Source organism: Marinobacter sp. ANT_B65, assembly GCF_002407605.1.
GTDB lineage: Bacteria > Pseudomonadota > Gammaproteobacteria > Pseudomonadales > Oleiphilaceae > Marinobacter.
The window spans coordinates 1930551-1949507 of the sequence record NZ_NXGV01000001.1 but is presented as its reverse complement, the minus strand read 5'-3'; the positions used below and the strand labels follow the sequence as shown (position 1 = coordinate 1949507).

Annotated in this window: 17 protein-coding genes; 15 read left to right on the top strand and 2 right to left on the bottom strand. The window is 53.6% G+C overall.

Annotated elements, in window-relative coordinates; all coding sequences use genetic code 11:
- Positions 1-67: 67 nt before the first annotated feature.
- The gene (gene secD, locus CPA50_RS08945) at positions 68-1942 is read left to right on the top strand and encodes a protein translocase subunit SecD (protein WP_096782045.1); all 1875 of its coding nucleotides are present in this window, start codon (positions 68-70) and stop codon (positions 1940-1942) included.
- Positions 1935-2888: a protein translocase subunit SecF gene (secF, locus tag CPA50_RS08940; protein ID WP_096782044.1), complete on the top strand. Its 954-nt coding sequence runs from the start codon at positions 1935-1937 to the stop codon at positions 2886-2888. Before secD ends, secF begins: the two co-directional genes overlap by 8 nt.
- A gap of 105 nt (positions 2889-2993) precedes the next feature.
- On the opposite strand, the gene CPA50_RS08935 is transcribed toward secF, so the two are convergent.
- Positions 2994-3794: an inositol monophosphatase family protein gene (locus tag CPA50_RS08935; protein WP_096782043.1), complete on the bottom strand. Its 801-nt coding sequence runs from the start codon at positions 3792-3794 to the stop codon at positions 2994-2996.
- Positions 3795-3967: 173 nt separating this feature from the next.
- Here CPA50_RS08935 and trmJ point away from each other — a divergent pair, with 173 nt between their 5' ends.
- From trmJ to der, 13 genes are all read left to right on the top strand, one after another.
- On the top strand, positions 3968-4831 hold the full coding sequence (gene trmJ, locus CPA50_RS08930; protein ID WP_096782042.1) for a tRNA (cytosine(32)/uridine(32)-2'-O)-methyltransferase TrmJ: 864 nt from the start codon (positions 3968-3970) through the stop codon (positions 4829-4831).
- Positions 4824-5606 carry a serine O-acetyltransferase gene (gene cysE / locus CPA50_RS08925; RefSeq protein ID WP_096782041.1) on the top strand — a complete coding sequence of 261 codons (783 nt, stop codon included), beginning with the start codon at positions 4824-4826 and terminating at the stop codon, positions 5604-5606. The genes trmJ and cysE overlap by 8 nt, the downstream gene beginning before the upstream one ends.
- A gap of 77 nt (positions 5607-5683) precedes the next feature.
- Positions 5684-6181: a Fe-S cluster assembly transcriptional regulator IscR gene (gene iscR / locus CPA50_RS08920; protein ID WP_096782040.1), complete on the top strand. Its 498-nt coding sequence runs from the start codon at positions 5684-5686 to the stop codon at positions 6179-6181.
- 18 nt (positions 6182-6199) lie between these two features.
- Positions 6200-7348, top strand: a complete 1149-nt coding sequence (locus CPA50_RS08915) for an IscS subfamily cysteine desulfurase (RefSeq protein ID WP_096782039.1) — start codon at positions 6200-6202, stop codon at positions 7346-7348.
- Positions 7349-7429: 81 nt separating this feature from the next.
- Positions 7430-7858, top strand: coding sequence for a nucleoside-diphosphate kinase (gene ndk, locus CPA50_RS08910; RefSeq protein ID WP_096782038.1), 429 nt, complete (start codon positions 7430-7432; stop codon positions 7856-7858).
- A 62-nt stretch (positions 7859-7920) separates the two neighbouring features.
- Positions 7921-9033: a 23S rRNA (adenine(2503)-C(2))-methyltransferase RlmN gene (gene rlmN, locus CPA50_RS08905; RefSeq protein ID WP_096782037.1), complete on the top strand. Its 1113-nt coding sequence runs from the start codon at positions 7921-7923 to the stop codon at positions 9031-9033.
- A gap of 46 nt (positions 9034-9079) precedes the next feature.
- A complete protein-coding gene (gene pilW, locus CPA50_RS08900) occupies positions 9080-9880 on the top strand; it encodes a type IV pilus biogenesis/stability protein PilW (RefSeq protein ID WP_096782036.1) in 801 nt (266 codons plus the stop codon).
- A complete protein-coding gene (locus CPA50_RS08895; protein WP_096782035.1) occupies positions 9870-10898 on the top strand; it encodes a RodZ domain-containing protein in 1029 nt (342 codons plus the stop codon). Before pilW ends, CPA50_RS08895 begins: the two co-directional genes overlap by 11 nt.
- 34 nt (positions 10899-10932) lie before the next feature.
- The gene (gene ispG / locus CPA50_RS08890) at positions 10933-12051 is read left to right on the top strand and encodes a flavodoxin-dependent (E)-4-hydroxy-3-methylbut-2-enyl-diphosphate synthase (protein WP_096782034.1); all 1119 of its coding nucleotides are present in this window, start codon (positions 10933-10935) and stop codon (positions 12049-12051) included.
- A 50-nt stretch (positions 12052-12101) separates the two neighbouring features.
- Entirely contained in the window at positions 12102-13382 is a 1281-nt protein-coding gene (gene hisS, locus CPA50_RS08885; RefSeq protein WP_096782033.1) for a histidine--tRNA ligase, read from the top strand.
- 42 nt (positions 13383-13424) lie between these two features.
- Positions 13425-14090, top strand: coding sequence for a YfgM family protein (locus CPA50_RS08880; RefSeq protein ID WP_096782032.1), 666 nt, complete (start codon positions 13425-13427; stop codon positions 14088-14090).
- Positions 14090-15262, top strand: a complete 1173-nt coding sequence (gene bamB / locus CPA50_RS08875) for an outer membrane protein assembly factor BamB (protein ID WP_096782031.1) — start codon at positions 14090-14092, stop codon at positions 15260-15262. The genes CPA50_RS08880 and bamB overlap by 1 nt, the downstream gene beginning before the upstream one ends.
- Before the next feature lie 61 nt (positions 15263-15323).
- Positions 15324-16745 carry a ribosome biogenesis GTPase Der gene (der, locus tag CPA50_RS08870; RefSeq protein WP_096782030.1) on the top strand — a complete coding sequence of 474 codons (1422 nt, stop codon included), beginning with the start codon at positions 15324-15326 and terminating at the stop codon, positions 16743-16745.
- Between the two features lie 27 nt (positions 16746-16772).
- Here the strand turns inward: der and pta are convergent, their stop codons facing one another.
- The gene (gene pta / locus CPA50_RS08865; RefSeq protein ID WP_096782029.1) at positions 16773-18929 is read right to left on the bottom strand and encodes a phosphate acetyltransferase; all 2157 of its coding nucleotides are present in this window, start codon (positions 18927-18929) and stop codon (positions 16773-16775) included.
- Positions 18930-18957: the final 28 nt, after the last annotated feature.

The window sequence follows — 18957 nt, the reverse complement described above, 5'->3', positions numbered from 1 at the left end:
CCCGCCGGCCTGAACCTTCCAGGCTGAAACACCAAGCCCTGCCTCCGGGCGGGCTATAAGGGATCCCATGCTGAACAAGTATCCGCTTTGGAAAAATCTGATTATCCTGGTCGCGATCGTGATCGGGTTCATCTACGCTTTGCCCAACCTGTTTCCTGATGATTACGCTGTGCAGATCACTGGTGCCCGTAGCAGCACTGAAGTTGATTCTGCTGTACTCGAAAGAGCCATTAAAGCTCTGGAGTCGGATGGCATAGAGATAAAAAGCAGTACGCTTGAGGATCGGGATGCCCTTATCCGGCTAAACAGTTCCGATGACCAGTTACGTGCACGTCCTGCTGTCCAGGCTGCTCTTGGCAGAGACTATCTCGTCGCCCTTAATATGGCAGCCTCTACACCGGCATGGTTGAGGAGTGTGGGCGCAGGACCAATGAAGCTTGGTCTCGATTTACGCGGTGGTGTTCACTTCCTGCTGGAAGTGGATATGGATACGGCTGTTGGCCAGAGACTCGAAGCGGTTTCGGGGCAGATCAAGCGGGAGCTCCGCGACGAACGCATCCGCTACCGTGGTGGTGATGTGGATGGTAGCCGGGATATCGTCCTGAGCTTCCGTGATGAGGAGTCCCGTGCTGAGGCTTTCGGCCTTATCAAGCGCCAGTACAACGAGTTTTTGCTGGACGAAAGAACCAGTGGTGGTGAGTTCCAGATTGTTCTCACCCTGTCTGAAGCCGAAGTTGATGCCATTCGTAAGTATGCCCTTGAGCAGAATCTGACCACTATCAGGAATCGGGTGAATGAACTCGGTGTTGCGGAACCGCTGGTTCAGCAGCAAGGTGCTGACCGGATTATTGTAGAGCTTCCGGGTGTTCAGGATACCGCGCAGGCCAAGCGGGTTCTTGGTGCCACGGCGAACCTCGAATTTCGTATGGAAGCCCGCCAGGATGCTTCGGCAAGTGATACCGAGCAGTTCAGCTTCCGTGATGAAGAGCTGCGTACAGCCCGTCTTGAGCGTGATGTGATTGCTACAGGTAATAATGTAGCCAATGCGCAGCAGGCATTCGACGAAAATGGTCAGCCCCAGGTGAGTATCACCATGGATTCTGTGGGTGGTGACCTGATGAACCGCGCTACGCGTAGTGCGATCGGTCGACGCATGGCTGTTCTGTTTATCGAGTTCCGCACCGAAACCGAAACCAGAATGGTGAACGGTGAACCTGTGGATACAGAGAAGAGGGTTGTGGAAAAAGGCATTATCAGTCTTGCTACGGTTCAGTCTGCTCTGGGAAGCAGTTTCCGTATCACTGGTCTTGATTCCATTCCTGAAGCTGCGGAGCTGGCCCTGCTGTTGCGTGCCGGAGCTCTGGCTGCACCTATGTACTTTGTACAGGAGCGCACCATCGGGCCAAGCCTGGGGCAGAAGAATATTGATGCGGGCATGATGTCGGTGGCGCTCGGGTTTATTCTTGTTCTGCTTTATATGCTGGTTTATTACCGCGGGTTCGGAGTTGTGGCGAATATCGCTCTGACTATCAACCTGATGCTTCTCATAGCCTGCATGTCTATTCTTTCTGCCACTCTGACGCTGCCCGGTATTGCCGGCATAGTGCTCACTGTTGGTATGGCGGTGGATGCTAACGTGCTGATATTTGAGCGTATCAAAGAGGAGCTTAAATCGGGCGTATCGCCACAGCTTGCTATTAATGCTGGTTATTCCCGTGCGTTTGTGTCGATCTTCGATGCCAATATAACTACCTTGCTCGTGGCCATCATTCTCTTCGCAATGGGCTCCGGCCCGGTGAAAGGCTTCGCGGTAACACTGTGTATCGGGATTCTGACGTCTATGTTCTCCGGGCTGATGGTTAGTCGGAGTGTCGTCAATATGTTTTATGGCGGCCGCAGGGTCGAGAAACTGTCGATCGGAGGAAAGCTCACCAATGTCTGATGATCAGAAGAAACCGTTTGATTTTATGGGGTTCCGGAAGCTTGCTTCCGTAATCTCCATTGCCTTGGTGGTCGCGTCTATTGTGCTTCTGGGAGTTCGTGGTCTTAATCTTGGCATGGACTTTACCGGTGGTACATCGGTTGAGCTTGAGTATGCAGAGGCGCCGCAGTTGGATCAGGTGCGCTCCACGCTTACTGAAGCCGGATATGATCAGTTTGTGGTGCAGAACTTTGGTGCGGATACGATCGTGCTTGTACGTCTGTCTGAGTCGGGTAACGACCAGCTTGCAGGAGAAGTGACCCGTACGCTGGAGGCCGGCGGTGACAAGCTGGAGCTGATAAGTTCAGAGTTCGTTGGCTCACAGGTTGGTGATGAGCTGAAGGAAGAGAGTGGTCTCGGGCTCTTGCTTGCGCTTGTGGTTGTGCTCATCTACGTGGGTATGCGGTTTCAGTTCAAGTTCGGTATTGCGTCCGTTGTGCCTCTGGCACACGACGTTATTATTGTTCTCGGGCTTTTCGCGCTGTTCCAGTGGACCTTCGACCTGACGGTTCTTGCCGCACTGCTCGCTATCATTGGCTATTCCCTGAACGACACTATTGTTGTGGCTGACCGCATTCGCGAAAATTTCCGCAAAATGCGTGTGGGCGAATCCTGGGATATCATTAATGAGTCCATTCATCAGACCATTGCCCGGACCATAAATACGTCGGGTACCACATTGGTGGTTCTGCTGGCTCTGTACTTCTTTGGTGGTGAGGCTATCAACAACTTCGCTCTTGCGTTGATAATCGGTGTGGTTGTGGGTACCTACTCATCCATTTATGTGTCCGCTAATCTCCTGATGGTGATGGGCGTTTCCCGGGAGGATCTTATGGTTCCTGCGAAGGAAGGCACAGGCGAGGATGGTGAAGAAGAGCAGCCACCGGAATGGCTCAATCGCATGTAATTCAATGCAGGAGTTGATTCCCGGACACAAAAAAACCGCCTACTGAAAAGTGGCGGTTTTTTTGTGTCCGGAACCTGATTTTAACTCCAGGGGCCGGTGTCCAGTCTAGCCAGGAATACGGCCACGGAACGGTTGCAGTATTTTCAGGACTTCCCGGAACAGCTTCGGGTTTGCAACGACCAGCTGACGGGCGTTGCCTATCGACGGGTTGCCTGAGAAGTCGCCGGTGAGGGCGCCTGACTCCATGGCCAGCGTTACGCCAAGATCCAGGTCTGCGGTTTCCGGCCGGAAGATAACGGCCGCGTCCAGAAGGCCAGCGGAAACGCGGGCGATATCCAGAACCACGCAGCCGGATGTACGGAACATGGAAGAGTTCTGAGCCACTACGGCAGCCATCTCTCCCCACAGAAGCGGATTTTCGCTCTTGCGTGCCTGATCCAGGAGGTTGGTTGCGAAGGCCGCTTTTTCAGCGTGCCGGACTTCTGATGTGCGAATTCTGCGGCTGTTCAGCGCAGCACCGTGTCCACGGCTGGCAGAATATTCTTCGCCTGTAACCGGGTTTACGAGAAGCAGGCTCTCGGTACGGTTATTTTTCTTTTGCGCCAGAGCAAGAGCAAACTCGGGAATGCCCCTGAGAAAGTTCTCGCGGCCCATAACCGGGAAAATATGCCAGCTTTTATCGCTGGCACCGGCGTCGGCCTCGTTCAGTGGCGCAATCGTGTGATCTTTATATGACTTTCCGAGTTGCTCGGCAAAATTGTCATAAATGGATTGCTCTACCCGGTCCAACTGGATGCGACGTTCACTGTCGTCCTTTCCGGTAGGCTCCTGGCGCTCGAAGTGGGCTTTCAGGTAATCCGACCCTTGACGCGCAACGCGCAGGGCCATTTTGATAGCTGGTTCCATCTGAGTGTTCGTTATCCGGGTGTGTGAAGGGCGGGTATGATAGCAAAAGAACACCGCTCTTGTATGCTTTTTGACTCAGCAATAGCACGGATAAGGGGATTTCGGGGGCGCAGAAAGTAAGTGCTTTCTGATATCATTGCCGCCCTTAAATTTTAACTTTGGGCCTGCAGCCAATGCACAAACCATCTCCGCCACTGGAAGGGCCGGACGCGTATCAGGATCAGATCCGGATTGTCCTTGTTGAGACTTCTCACTCAGGCAATATTGGTGCCGTAGCCCGGGCCATGAAAAATATGGGCCTTGCCAATCTCTGGCTGGTTAATCCGAATTCGTTTCCTGATGAAGCTTCATACGCACGTGCGGCCGGAGCATCCGATATACTCGACCGGGCGCAGGTTGTAGCGACACTGGATGAGGCGCTGGGAGACTGTGTGGTTGTGATGGGTACCAGCGCGCGGGGCCGCAAGATACCCTGGCCGGTTGTGCCGCCTCCGGAAGCTGCTGCCATTGCCGCAGAAAGCTGCCAGGCAGGGCCGGTAGCACTGGTATTTGGCCGGGAGAATCACGGGCTTAGCAACGACGAACTACAGCGTTGTCACTACCATATTCATATTCCGTCCAACCCCGAATACAGCTCGCTTAATCTGGCCATGGCTGTTCAGATTATGTGTTATGAATTGCGTATGCTTTTTCTGCGCAACCTTGAAGGGGGTGAAGGTAGCCCCTATTTAAAGCCGATGATGGCGCCCGGCGATGAAGGCTGGGATGTTCCTCCCGCCAAAGTCGGCGATGTTGAAGGCTTTTTCGGTCACCTTGAACAGACGTTGCACGATGTGGACTTTCATCGTCGTGATAATCCCAGGCAGCTGATGTCCCGTTTGCGCAGGTTGTTCCAGCGGGCAAAGCTTGACCAGATGGAAATCAATATTCTCCGGGGCATTCTGAGTGCGGTACAAAAAGCCGCGGGGGTGTCGGGCGATACGAAACGGACCAAGGCCGGCACTGAGTCGACCGGACAGGATGAAGGCCATGTTTAGACGTTTGCGTGAAGATGTAAAAAGTGTTTTTCACCGGGACCCGGCTGCCAGAAACACGTTTGAGGTGCTCACTAACTATCCGGGGCTTCACGCTCTGCTGATACATCGTGTTTCTCACTGGCTGTGGAATGCAGGACTCAAATGGCTGGCGCGTACGATTTCCACGCTGGCACGTTGGTTTACCGGTATAGAGATACACCCAGGCGCAACGATCGGCCGGCGATTTTTTATTGACCACGGTATGGGTGTGGTTATTGGTGAGACAACGGTTATCGGGGACGATGTTACCCTTTACCAGGGAGTTACTCTGGGAGGAACGAGCTGGAACAAGGGTAAGCGCCACCCCACAATAGGCGACGGCGTTGTTGTTGGCGCCGGTGCAAAAATCCTGGGACCTTTTGAAGTGGGTGAGGGTGCCAAGATCGGGTCGAATTCCGTGGTGACCAAGGCGGTTCCGGCCGGAGCGACAGTTGTGGGAATTCCCGGTCGGGTTATCGTTAAACAGAAGGCGGAAGATGATGTCCGTCGCAAGATCATGGAAGAGCGCATGGGGTTCGATGCCTATGGCGTGACGGAAGAAATGCCGGATCCGGTAGCTCGCTCAGTACGGGCGCTGCTGGACCATATGCATGCCGTGGATGATCGGATCGAGATCATGTGCAAGGCCCTTCGCAAAGTGAATAGCGAATACCAGAATGGAGAATTGCCGGTTCTGGATGAACAGGATTTTGATTGTGTGCGTGATGACCGGGAGGATAAGGAAGAGCGGAGCTGAATACTTGACTGAAATACTAGGTCAATTCATACTCGGTACCCGATATCGAGATTCAATCCCATGATGGGGCTGATGCCATGAAGTTGACTACAAAAGGCCGCTACGCCGTTACGGCAATGCTGGATCTTGCCCTTCACGGGGGGCAGGGGCCGGTGACTCTTGCGGATATATCAGTCCGTCAGGAAATTTCACTTTCCTATCTGGAACAGCTTTTCTCTCGCCTTCGCCGTCGTCAGTTGGTGACCAGTATCCGTGGCCCCGGGGGAGGTTACCGCCTCAACCGTGGCGCGTCTGACATTTATATTGCGGACGTTGTTGATGCTGTGAGTGAATCCCTGGATACCACGCGGTGTGGAAATAAAGGTGACTGCCAGAATGGCGAAAAATGTCTGACTCATCACCTTTGGTCTGATCTGAGTGATCAGATTCATCAGTTTCTCAGTGAGATCAGTCTCGGAGATCTGATGGAGCGACATGAAATCCGCCTGGTTGCGGACCGGCAGAACCGCCGTCAGATAGATGGTGATTCTGACACTATTAATACCGAGCGTCTGAACGATCAGGCGCCCGCCTGAATCAAGTCTCTGTATTTTATGAAAAAGCCCGTATACCTCGATTACGCGGCAACGACACCCGTTGACCCCGCAGTCGCTGATGAAATGATCAAATACCTGACTCCCGATGGACTGTTTGGCAACCCTGCCTCGCGCACCCACGGGTTCGGCTGGCAGGCGGAAGCCGCCGTAGAATCGGCCCGGGGCCAGGTGGCGAGCCTTATTCACGCAGACCCGCGGGAAATTGTCTGGACCTCCGGCGCAACAGAATCCGATAACCTTGCGATCAAGGGGGCTGTTGCCGGGCGTGACAATGCGCACGTTATAACTTCGGCTATTGAGCACAAGGCGGTAGTAGATACCTGCAAGTGGCTGGAATCCAGGGGTGTCGATGTTACCTGGCTAAGTCCCGGCAGCGATGGTCGCATACAGCCCGACCAGGTGTTTGATGCGCTCAGGCCCGAAACGGTTCTGGTGAGTCTGATGCTTGTAAATAACGAGTTGGGTTGCGTGACTGATATAGCAGCCATTGGCTCGGAACTCCGGAGTCGTGGCGTGATGTTTCACGTGGATGCAGCCCAGGCGGCTGGCAAGCTACCTGTTGATGTGACTGCCATGCCGGTTGATCTGTTGTCTCTTTCAGGGCACAAGGTATATGGCCCCAAAGGTGTCGGCGCACTCTATGTGAGGCGCTCGCCCGATGTACGGATAGAGGCTCAGATTCATGGCGGTGGCCATGAGCGCGGTATGCGTTCCGGAACTCTGCCAACACACCAGATTGTCGGTATGGGTAAGGCCTTTGCCATGGCGGAAGCCTGCCTTGATGACGATGTGCAGCATCTTGAGTGTTTGCGTACAGCGTTTCTGGGTGGACTGAAAGGCTTGCCTGGTGTGACCCTTAACGGTTCTGACGCCTGTCGTGTGCCGGGGATCATTAACCTGTCGTTTGAAGGCGTAGACGCAGAGTCGCTGATGCTTGGGTTGCGGGATCTGGCTGTTTCCTCTGGTTCTGCATGCGCTTCAGCCGCAGTTGAGCCTTCTTTTGTGCTCCGTGGTATCGGGCTGAGCGATGAGTTGGCGCATCGTGCCTTGCGGTTTTCCATGGGGCGTTTCACAACAGCAGAAGAAATAGCCTTCGCCAGTGCGCAAATTGTTGATGTTGTTACCCGTCTTCGTGCAGTGCGGTAGGCAGTGGGCCTTCGACTGCGTATAATCGCAGGCCTGAAATTTACCCGAATTCTATAACCTGAACCTTAAAGGAGAAGTACCATGGCTAACGAGCGCACGCTTTCCATTATCAAGCCTGATGCAGTTGCAAAAAATGTGATCGGTGAGATCTACAGCCGTTTTGAGAAAGCCGGCCTGAACATTGTTGCCTCACGCATGATGCACCTTACTCAGGAGCAGGCTGAAGGTTTCTATGCCGAGCACAAAGAGCGTCCGTTCTTTAATGACCTGGTTGCATTTATGACGTCCGGCCCGGTTGTTGTTCAGGTTCTGGAAGGCGAAGGCGCCATCCTGAAAAACCGTGACCTGATGGGTGCTACCAACCCCAAGGAAGCTGAAGCCGGCACAATCCGCGCTGATTTCGCTTCATCTATCGATGCGAACGCGGTTCATGGTTCTGACTCTGCTGCTTCAGCTGAGCGTGAAATCGCCTATTTTTTCAATGACAACGAAATCTGCCCGCGCGGTTGATTCTGTTGGTCGGGGACTGCCGCCGGCAGTCTCCGCATTGGTTATCTGATTGAGGTTATAAAATGACAGCGGCCGCTGAGAAAACCAACCTGCTGGGGATGCCGAAAGACAAGCTTGAGGCTTTCTTTGATTCTCTGGGGGAAAAGCGTTTTCGTGCTACTCAGATACTGCAGTGGATGCACCAGCGTGGCGTGGATGACTTTGATCAAATGACCAATGTGAGCAAATCCCTGCGGGATAGGCTCAAGGAAGTAGCTGAAATTCGCGGCCCGGAAGTTGTCTATGACGAAACGTCAAAAGACGGCACTCGCAAGTGGGTCATGCGCATGGATAATGGCAACAGTGTCGAAACTGTGCTGATCCCGGACGGCGAGCGCGGAACCTTGTGCGTATCCTCGCAAATTGGCTGCAGCCTTGACTGCACCTTTTGTTCTACCGGGAAACGGGGTTTTAACCGAAACCTCACGGCTGCCGAGATTATTGGCCAGGTATGGGTGGCGCGTAAGGCATTCATGCCTTTTGAGCCGGGGCCGGACAGGCCAATTACCAACGTTGTCATGATGGGCATGGGTGAACCTCTGCTGAACTTCGACAATGTGGTAGATGCCATGAATCTGATGATGGAAGACCTCGCTTACGGCATCTCCAAACGCAGGGTTACCCTGAGTACATCCGGGGTTGTGCCGGGGATCGACCGGCTGGCAGAAGTTACGGATGTTTCACTGGCCATTTCGCTGCATGCCCCCAATGATGAGTTAAGGAACAAGCTGGTTCCGCTCAACAAGAAGTACCCGATAGCGGAACTTCTGGCGGCAACGCGCCGGTATTTCAGCCGCTTGCCGGAAAAGCGAAAGGCGACCATTGAATACACGGTCATCGAAGGGATGAATGACAAGCCTGAGCACGCCAGAGAACTTGCGGAACTGCTGCGGGATCTTCCCTGTAAAATCAATCTTATTCCTTTTAATCCTTTCCCTGAAAGTGATTTCCGCCGGCCAAGCATGAATGCTACCCGACGTTTTCAGGCTGTGCTGAATGAGGCCGGTTATATCGCAACTATCAGAACGACCCGGGGCGATGATATTGACGCTGCCTGTGGCCAGTTGGTCGGCAAGGTTGAAGATCGTACTCGCAGGAGTCAGCGATATATTAATGTTCAGCAGGTGAATCCCTGAGCGGACACCTACAACGTTTAATCTGCGAGGAACGCATTCTGTGGCTATGAAATCGGTGAGTGGATGTTTTACTGCTGTAGTGCCCTTGCTGGTCGCTCTTTTTATCACCGGGTGCGTCACCACAACAGACAGCCGTTTCACCCGGGAGGCGGATCGTCAGAAAGCTGTTGAAAACTATGTTCAGCTATCTACCGCCTACATTGGCCAGGGTAATATCGAGCGGGCCAGGCAGCACCTGGATCGCGCACTGGAACTTGAGCCAAACAGTCCTTCCGCTCTTGCCGCCCAAGGGCTTGTCTACCATTCTGACGGTGATCCGGAACTCGCAGAGCAGTCTTTCAGAAGAGCCATTTCCGAAGATGGCGGATACACTCGTGCCAGAGTGTATTACGGTGCATTTCTCTATTCCAAAGGGCGGTTCGAAGAAGCTCGCGACCAGTTTCAGGCAGCTTCCAGGGATACAGATTACAAAGACCGCAGCTCTGTTTTCTATAATCTTGGTATGACTCAGGAGAGGCTCGGCCAGCAGGACGAAGCTGTTGGTTCCTATCGTCGTGCTGTTGAGTTAAGTCGTGGTGATGCCCGATCGCTGCTTTCACTTTCCCGCGTGATGGTAGAAACCGGCGATATCGCGGGTGCTGCGCGTTATTACGATCGCCTGCTGCTGCGACTGGAAAGAACTGAGGGGCTGCAGCATTCCCCTGAGAGTCTGTTTACGGGTATCCGCATCTCGCGCTTTCTCGGAGACGTAAATCGGGAGTCGAGTATGGTGTTGCAGTTGAAGAACCAATACCCGGAGTCAGTAGAGTACCAACAATACAAGGCGCTGATTTCAAATGACAAGTGATGATCTCCAACAGTCTGTGTCGACTGAAACCGTTGGCCAGCAGCTAAAGACGGCAAGAGAAAGGCATGGATTGAGCGTCGCCCAGATTGCTGATGCGCAGCATTTGAGAAGTTGTATTATTCAGGCAATTGAAAGCGGTGATTACGGGAAGATAGACAGCGAGCTCTTTCTTAAAGGCTATGTAAGGGCCTATGCCAGACAGGTTAGCCTTGACGCTGATGCAGTTATTGCTGATCTGAATCGTGAGCTTGAGCCTCTGCGGCAACAGAAAGTGCGCGAACTGGAAGCGAGTCCGCTGGTTAATATTGAACGGCGGAGACGCAGAAAACGCAGGATTGGCAAGCTGCTTCTGCTGGTCACAACCCTTGTGCTGGTGGGCGCTCTGGTTGTCATGTTCGTTATTCCCAGGTTCAGCCCCGGAGAAGCCGGTGCACCGGTTTCCACACTGTCTGGGCCGGACGAGTCTTTGGTGAAAGACGAGCCCGCAGTTGCTTCTGACTCTCTGCAAAGTACCAATAGTGAAGGTCGTGAATCCGGCACTGGAACTACAATAGCTTCCCCGGACAACGACCTGGCCGGAGCTGCCGATCCGGCATCCCCGGAAAATCCGGATGCGGTAGATACTTCGATGGAGCAGTCCGCTGCAGCTGAAGTTGAGGAGGCAGCCGCTGCCCCGCAGAACCCCATTGAAAGCGATCAGATTCCGGTTGTCGCTCAATCTACTGAGCCCGCGCTGGCTCAGCCCCTGGTCAGTGACGAGTCAGGTATCATAGCCGGCAGGCTGGAAATCGATTTTACCGGCGATTGCTGGGTACAGGTGAGGGACGCCACCGGTGCAAGGCTTGCAAGCTCCCTGAAAAGAGCGGGTGATAAACTTGAGGTATCCGGAGAGGTGCCGCTGAAAGTTGTTATTGGTGCTGTTGATACCGTCAAAGCGATTCGCTTTCAGGGCAAAGTTGTGGACATTAGCGATTTTCCGGTTGTGAACAATCGGTCTGAGTTTACTCTGACAATCTGAAAACTGTGCATTTATCTATTTTGGTCTCTAGCAAATGAAACACGAATCCCCGATCAAAAGACGCAAATCCCGCCAGATCATGGTGGGGAATGTACCCGTTGGCGGTGATGCGCCTATTGCCGTGCAAAGTATGACCAACACCAATACGTGTGATGTTGATGCGACAGTCGGTCAGGTTGCAGCGTTACAGGATGCAGGCGCCGATATTGTGAGGGTATCTGTGCCGTCAATGGAAGCGGCCGACGCCTTCGGGAAAATTCGCGAACGGGTTTCAGTGCCTCTTGTTGCGGATATTCACTTTGATCATAAAATCGCCCTTCGGGTTGCCGAGTTGGGCGTAGATTGCCTGCGGATTAATCCTGGCAATATTGGCCGGGAAGACCGGGTAAGCGCTGTGATCAGTGCTGCACGCGATCGCAACATACCAATCCGTATTGGTGTGAATGCAGGCTCTCTGGAAAAAGAACTTCAGCGCAAATACGGCGAACCGACTGCTGATGCGCTGGTTGAATCGGCTATGCGCCATATTGATATTCTGGACCGGCACGATTTTCAGAATTTTAAAGTCAGCCTGAAAGCGTCAGAAGTTTTCATGACGGTAGACGCCTATCGCAAAATTGCGGCCCAGATTGAGCAGCCACTGCATCTAGGTATCACTGAAGCAGGCGGGCTCCGGTCGGGCACTGTGAAATCATCCATAGGCCTTGGCATGCTGCTGATGGATGGCATTGGCGATACTATCCGGGTTTCTCTGGCTGCGGATCCGGTTCAGGAAATCAAGGTAGGTTTTGATATTCTGAAAAGCCTGAGGTTACGCAGCCGAGGTATCAATTTCATTGCCTGCCCAAGTTGCTCGCGCCAGAACTTTGATGTTATTCAGACCATGAATGATCTGGAAGTGCGACTTGAGGATGTAAATGATGCGCTGGACGTTGCCATCATTGGCTGCATCGTGAACGGCCCGGGTGAAGCTAAAATAGCAGATATCGGTCTGACTGGTGGTAGCCCGAAGAACCTGTTTTATAGGGCTGGAAAGCCAAACCAGAAACTTGATAATGCCAATCTTACCGATGATCTCGAACGGCTCATCCGGGAAGAGATCGATCGTCGTAAAGCGCAGGAAGACGCCATCATCGTGCGCTCAGACAAGTGATCGTTTGATTCGTTCAGGCATTATTCTCCAGAAAGTACTAAGGGTTTACATTGGCTAAGATTCAGGCAATACGCGGGATGAACGATATCCTGCCAGAACAGACACCGCTGTGGCAGTTTGTTGAGTCGACTGTGCGCAAGGTTTTGCGGCAATATGGTTATCAGGAAATCCGGATGCCCGTGGTGGAGCAGACTGATCTGTTCAGGCGCTCCATCGGTGAGGTTACGGATATCGTTGAAAAGGAAATGTACACCTTTGAAGATCGCAATGGTGACAGCCTGACTCTCCGGCCTGAAGGCACCGCCGGGTGCGTGCGTGCTGCAGAAGAGCACGGTCTGCTGTTCAATCAGACCCGCAGATTGTGGTACACGGGGCCTATGTTCCGGCATGAGCGGCCACAAAAGGGCCGTTACCGTCAGTTTCATCAGATCGGTGTTGAATGTTTTGGCATGCAGGGCCCGGATATCGATGCTGAGCTGCTGATTCTCACTGCCAGGCTCTGGCAGGAGTTGGGCCTGGGTACCCATGCACGGCTGGAAATCAACTCTATCGGCTCGGCGGCGGCGCGCAAGGAATTTCGGGGTGCCCTGGTGCAGTACCTGGAACAGTACAAGGATCAGTTGGACGCAGACAGCCTGCGGCGTCTTGATTCCAATCCACTACGTATTCTGGACACCAAGGATCCGGGCACACGTAAACTGCTTACAGAAGCGCCGCGCCTGGAAGAGTATCTTGATGCTGAATCACGTGAGCATTTTGACCAGCTCAGGAAACTGCTGGATGTGGCTGGTATTGCTTATACCGTTAACCCGGCTTTGGTTCGCGGGCTCGACTACTACGGAAAAACTGTTTTTGAGTGGGTTACTGATAGCCTTGGTGCCCAGGGCACTATCTGCGCAGGCGGGCGCTATGACGGTCTGGTAGAGCAGCTTGGCGGCAAGCCCACTTGTGCTGTTGGTTTCGCTATGGGGCTTGAGCGCCTTATTCTGCTGCTTGATACCCTGGGGCTGGTTCCGGAAGAAGCCAACAGCAATGCGGATGTTTATGTGACTGCAATGGGTGAAGCGGCAGTTGCTCCGGCCATGGCACTTGCCGAGACCTTGCGTAATGAACTTGAAGATCGGGTCGTTGTCAGCCATTGCGGTGGTGGCAGCTTCAAGAGTCAGATGAAAAAAGCGGACAGAAGTGGCGCCCGCTATGCTGTCATTTTGGGGGAGAACGAGCTGGCGAATGGGACTGTGGGTCTCAAACCGTTGCGCTCGGATGAAGAGCAGAGAAGTGTGGCGCAGAATGATTTGGCAACGGTGCTTGCGAAAGCCCTGACGAACTGATTCGAACGAACATAAAAGTTAAAACACATTACAGGAGTCAACATGGCGGAATTGCGCACCGAAGAAGAACAGGTAGAAGCGATCAAGGACTGGTGGAAGCGTAATGGCAGTTCACTGCTCATTGGCGTCGGTGCCGCCCTGGCGATTGTATTCGGTTGGCAGGCATGGCAGAACCATCAGGAACAGCAACGGGCAGAAGCGGCTAATCAGTTCGCAACCCTGTTGAATGCCTTTGCCAATGAAGCAGATGAAACTTCGGGCAATACCGTAGCCTTTATCGCGACAACTCTGCGTGAGGATTTTACCGATAGTGCCTATGCCGTATACGGCAACCTGATTCTTGCCCGACAGCAGTTGGTTGAGGAAGACGATGCTGAGGCTGCGATTGATTCGCTCCAGTGGGCCCTTGAGAAAACAGGCGAGCATGAGGCTCTTGCATTGGTAGTTCGTAACCGGCTAGCCCGTGCCCAGTTTGCTGCCGAGAATTATGACGATGCACTGGCGACCATAGATGGAGCCGGAAGTGTTGAGACTACAGGTGCATTTGCGGCGATTTTCTCTGAGCTACGTGGCGACATTCTGCTGGCCAAGGGGAACGAAGAGGGCGCCCGTGATGCCTATCTGGCAGCACGGGAACAAAGCCAGCAAGGCGGGAGTGGTATTCTTGAACTCAAGCTTTCTGATCTTGGTGTCGGGGAGGACGCCTGATGTGGTTGACTGGTAACAGGCTCGTCCGCGCCGGCGTTTTTTCAGTGTTGGCGGCGGCCCTGGGCATTACCGGGTGCAGCACCACTGATACCTTTGAACAGCCGGTTCCTGTTCCCGATGTGGATAGCACCATTGAGTTTAAAACGGTCTGGAGCAGGTCGGTAGGTGACGGGCATGATGAAGAGTTTCTTTACCTTTCACCTCTGAATGCCGGTGACATAGTTTATGCAGCTTCTGCTGATGGCAAACTGTTAGCCCTGGATGCCGGGACCGGTAAGCAACAATGGCAGCGGGAACTGGAGGACCGGATTTTTGCCGGTGTTGGCGGTGACCTGAAACAGCTTTATCTGGTTTCCCGGGAGGCAGACCTGATTGCGCTATCCCGCGAAGATGGCCGTGAACTCTGGCGTAGTGCATTGCCTACGGAAGCGCTTGCAGCTCCGCAGTCAAATGGCACCATAGTGGTGGCTCAGACTACTGATGGCCGGGTTCTTGCGTTTGATACAGCCACAGGTGAAAAACGCTGGCAGTATGATGGTGTGGTACCCGCGCTCTCGCTGCGGGCTGCGGCCGCGCCTCTGGTTGGTGGCGACGTTGTGATTGCCTCGTTTTCCAACGGCAAACTCATTGCATTGTCAGCGGATGCCGGACAGCCTGTATGGCAATACGAAGTAGGACAGCCGCAGGGGCGTACAGAACTTGAACGCTTGGTGGACATCTCTGGTCAGCCGTTGGTTCTTGATTCTGCAATCATGGTTGTGGGGTATCAGGGTAAACTTGCGTTGGTTGATATCCGTACCGGCCAGGAAATCTGGAGCCGAAAGGCATCCAGCCTGAATGCTCCGATGATTGGGGACGGTAATATTTACCTGTCTTCTGCAAATGGCGAAGTCGTTGCATATCGTGGTTCTGATCGCCGGGAAATCTGGAATCAGGATGCATTATCGTGGCGCCAGCTGACCCAGCCAGCCATTTATGAAGATTATCTGGTCATTGGCGATTATGAAGGTTATCTGCATGTGCTTTCCGATGTTGACGGAAGTCTCGTTGGCCAGGAACGATACGACAGCGATGGTCTCCGGGTGCCGTTACAGCGGATGGCGGACGGGAACCTGATGGTTTTCGGGAACAGCGGTAAGCTGTCTGTATTCAAACTGAGGGAGCGGAACTGATCCGTACTCCTTCAACGCTCTGCTTCAGGCCGAGCCTAAAACGACTTTATAGCGACTTATTATGACCCCAGTAATTGCTCTTGTCGGTCGGCCTAATGTTGGCAAATCGACACTATTCAACCAGATGACGCGATCCCGCGATGCTCTGGTTGCGGACTTTGCTGGCCTGACCCGGGATCGTAAATATGGTGAGGGCACATACGAAGATCAGCGCTTTATCGTCATAGATACTGGCGGCCTCACCGGCATAGAAGAAGGGCTGGATGTTGAGATGGCCCGGCAATCCCTGCAGGCTATTGAAGAAGCAGATATTGTTCTGTTTCTGGTTGATGGCCGTGCGGGACTTATGGCCGGTGATGAAATTATAGCTGATCACCTGCGCCGGTCAGGCAAGCAGGGCCACCTGGTGGTCAACAAGACTGATGGTCAGGACCCCGATGTCGCCGCTGCTGACTTCTACAGCCTTGGATTCGAATCTGTTTTTATGGTCGCGGCCTCCCATAACCGTGGCGTACGTTCGATGCTGGAGGTGGTACTGCCTTCAGAAGAAGACCGGGTTGAAGATGATCGTGCAGACCAGTACCCAGGTATCCGTATCGGCATTGTTGGCCGTCCCAATGTAGGCAAGTCAACCCTGGTTAACCGCATGTTGGGAGAAGACCGGGTGGTTGTTTATGATATGCCTGGTACCACCCGGGACAGTGTTTATATCCCCTATGAGCGTCATGAAAAACAGTACACCCTGATTGATACGGCGGGTATCCGGCGCCGGAAGAATGTTAATGAGGCCGTCGAGAAGTTTTCGATTATCAAGACACTGAAAGCCATTGATGATGCGCACGTAGTCATACTTGTTATCGATGCGCGGGAGGGGCTGGTTGATCAGGACCTGCACCTGATTGGTTTTGTTCTTGATGCCGGCCGCTCTCTGGTGGTTGCGGTCAATAAATGGGACGGAATGGATCAGGAAGACCGTGCCAAGGTAAAAGAGCAGGTAAAACGCCGGCTGGACTTCCTCGATTACGCTGACAAACACTATATATCCGCGCTTCACGGATCCGGTGTGGGCGTTATGTATGAGTCGGTGGAAGCCTGTTATGAATCCGCCATGGCCAAATGGCCAACCAATCGCCTCACAGCGATCCTTGAAGATGCGATTGCTCAGCATCAGCCTCCGCTGGTTCGCGGGCGACGGATTAAACTCCGGTATGCCCACCAGGGTGGCTCAAACCCTCCGGTTATTGTTGTTCATGGTAACCAGACTGCCGCCTTGCCGGGTTCGTATAAACGCTACCTGGAAAATACATTTCGTAAAGTGCTGAAGGTTACCGGTTCACCGATCCGGTTTGAGTTCCGCTCCAGTGAGAACCCTTTTGCCAATAAGGTTGACCGGAAAACACCGCGTCAGAAGGTCAAACAGGATAATGATCTTAAAGCAGGGCGCCGTGTGAAAAAGACCCGTCAGAAAAGTCTGAAACGCTGACAGGTCTGGTTATTGCGCGGGGTGGGCTCAGGCGAGCCCCGCGTCCTCTACCTGCTTTGCCTGTACGGCTGTAAGGGCAATGGTAAATACAATATCTTCTACCAGGGCACCCCGCGACAGGTCGTTTACCGGCTTCCTCAGGCCCTGAAGCATAGGCCCGACGCTCACAACATTGGCACTCCGCTGAACGGCTTTGTAGGTGGTGTTGCCAGTATTCAGGTCAGGGAAGATGAACACAGTTGCCTTCCCTGCCACTTTGCTCTTTGGTGCTTTGCTCCTGGCTACGCTCTCTATGGCCGCCGCATCGTATTGCAGAGGGCCGTCAATGAGCAGGTCCGGGCGGCGTTCGCGGGCTATTCTGGTTGCTTCCCGTACTTTCTCCACATCATGCCCGCTGCCAGACTCCCCGGTACTATAGCTGATCATTGCGACCACAGGCTCGACACCAAAAGCTTCCGCTGATTCGGCACTCTGTATGGCAATATCCGCAAGCTCTTCTGCGTCAGGGTCGGGGTTGATCGCGCAATCGCCATAGACCAGAACCTGCTGAGGCAGCAGCATGAAGAAAACGGATGACACAACCTGAGCCTTATCGTGTGTCTTGATCAGTTGCAGAGCAGGGCGCACGGTATTGGCTGTTGTGTGGATAGCGCCGGAAACCAGACCATCGGCTTCATCCAGAGCGACCATCATGGTGCCCATAACCACGTTGTCCTCAAGCATGGCTTCCGCCATATCCGGGGTAAGTCCTTTGTGTTTACGCAGCTCAACCATAGGTGCAACATAATTCCTGCGCACTCGGGCCGGATTAATGATCTCGATATCCTCGGGAAGTTCGAAGCCCTGGGATGTCGCAACATCGCGTATTTCGTTTTCATCGCCGATCAGAGCGCAGCGGGCAAGTTGACGCTGGTGGCAGATGATAGCCGCCTGAACAGTGCGTGGTTCGCTGCCCTCAGGAAGCACGATGCGTTTGTTGGCAGCACGTGCACGTTCAGAGAGCTGGTAACGGAACGCCGGGGGAGATAACCGGCTTTGAACTTCAACGCGAAGATGCTCCTGAAGCCAGTCGGTGTCGATATTTGGTGCGACCGTCTCCATTGCCTTTTCAACCCTGTCGGGGTCGTCGGTAGGGATGGCGGTAGAGAGGTTGGCCAGCATGTGCGCAGTTTCGTAGGTATTTGTATGAGAGCTTAGTACAGGTAATCCGGTATGCAGTGCCCGGGAACACAGATCGATAACACGCTGATCCGGCATGAGACCGCCTGTCAGCATAATTCCGGCCAGAGGCACACCGTTCAGAGCTGCGACTGCAGTGGCTACAATGATGTCTTCCCGGTCTCCTGGGGTAACCATCAGCGTGCCGGGGCTCAGGGTTTCCGTCATATTACGGATTGATCGGGCGCATACTGAGACCTTCTGAACCCGGCGGGTGTACATCTGACCTTCGTGCAGTACCGGAATATCGAGCTCGCGGGCAATATCGGACACCCTGGGCGCAAGCAAATCCGGCTGCCAGGGAATCTCTCCCAGTAAACGGAAGCGACCGTCACGGAAAACCCTGCAATCATTACGATAGTCAGCGGCTTCGTATCCGGCTTGTGTCGTGTTGCTGTTTAGAGCACGGGTCGACCGTTCGGGTTCGCCGAGTTTGTTAAGAATAACTGCAATGACATCCTGGGCGGATACGTCGGAAAACAGCCGTGCCGAAAAATCCAGCTCTTCGTCAAGCTCGGTTGCACTGCTTGTGCCCGGAGTGCAGACCAGAACAACATCGGAGCCGAGGTTTCGTGCCACTTCAACATTGAGCCGTGCTATATATGCCTCACTACGGTCAGGAACCAGACCTTCTATGACGACAACGTCGACGTCTCTGGCAACTTTCTGGTACTCGCCAACTACCATTTCCATCAGCAGGTCAGCTTTCCCGCGGTTAAGCCATTGCTGGGCTTTTTTCAGCGGAATCGGATCGGGTGGCTGGAGGTGGCTGCGTGAGCGCACAAAGGTAACGGAGGAGTCTTTGCCGCCATTATGCAAGGATTCTCCCTGGTTAACCGAGTGGCAGAAGGGCTTGTAGAACCCGACACTGATTCCCACACGTTCCATTGCACGTAACAGGCCCAGACAAACCGACGTAAGCCCTGAATTCATGGATGTAGGGGCGATAAACAAGCTTTTGGCCATAGTGAGTTCCAGATAGATTTGCAGGCAG